The sequence below is a fragment of the Aerococcus sp. L_32 genome, assembly GCF_050689315.1.
This window is the reverse complement of record NZ_JBOEQF010000769.1, coordinates 1-858: the sequence shown is the minus strand read 5'-3', so window position 1 is coordinate 858 and position 858 is coordinate 1. Positions and strand designations below refer to the sequence as shown.

General features: G+C 34.8%; 2 protein-coding genes. Both read right to left on the bottom strand.

All coding sequences use genetic code 11. From position 1 onward, the window contains the following. Window positions 1–308, bottom strand: a 308-nt coding sequence (locus ACRCJ0_RS16325) for a segregation and condensation protein A (protein WP_431391212.1), incomplete at its 3' end; no start/stop codon positions are given. A gap of 15 nt (window positions 309–323) precedes the next feature. Further along, window positions 324–737, bottom strand: a complete 414-nt coding sequence (locus ACRCJ0_RS16320) for a GNAT family N-acetyltransferase (RefSeq protein ID WP_016897602.1) — start codon at window positions 735–737, stop codon at window positions 324–326. Window positions 738–858 lie beyond the last annotated feature (121 nt).

The following is an 858-nucleotide window of genomic DNA, read 5'->3' as shown; positions in this document are numbered from 1 at the left end:
GCGAGTAATTGTTCCACTAATGAGTCACGTGGATCATCTTCTTCCTCAACTGCTTCTTTGGGCGTTTTTGGTAGCATCATTTGTGTTTTGATTTCCAATAAAGTAGCCGCCATCACCAAATATTCTGAAGCAACATCTAGCGATAAGGCTTCATAGGTATGAATATAAGCTAAATATTGGTCGGTAACCAGATTGATGGGAATATCAAAAATATCTACCTTTAAATCTTTAATTAAGTGTAATAGTAAATCAAGCGGCCCCTCAAAGGCCGCTAGATCTAATGTTAATTCACTTGTTTGATCGTTCATCCTGACAATTTTCTCCTAGACTTGGGGTGTGTTTTCTTGTTTATTATCCAATTCCTTGTCCAACTCTTCTTGGCGACGTTTTGTCCATTTTGACAAAATTGTAGATAGGGAAATTACACCAGTAAGGGAATAAACGGGAAATTCTTTCTTTAATGCCGTTAATAAATCATAAGTAAGTCCTTCTTCTCTAAAAGAAGGATTGATCGATAAATAACGCACGACTAAAGTATCTGTATCATCATGTTGGTCAAAGCCTACTAAACCGATGATATTATCAGAATCAGCTTCTTTCCATAAATAAATTTTACGTTCTTGCTGATTAATTTTATCCATTTCTTCTTTAAGTTCAGAAAATTCTTTAAACTCAGGGATGTAGGATAATAGGCCCATTACGATTTTCTCGTATCTTCCTATATAAGGCACTAACATCTTTGCCCTCCTTTTACTTTTGCATAATAACAAAGTATGTGTAAGAGTACATTAGCATATATCAACAGTCAAGGCAATTTTTATTAAAAATATTTAAGGGTGCGAGAGAGACCGTTTAGCT

Coding starts and splice junctions, on each gene's coding strand:
- ACRCJ0_RS16320 (WP_016897602.1), bottom strand. CDS start 737: ATGTTAGTGCCTTATATAGGAAGATACGAGAAAATCGTAATGGGCCTA.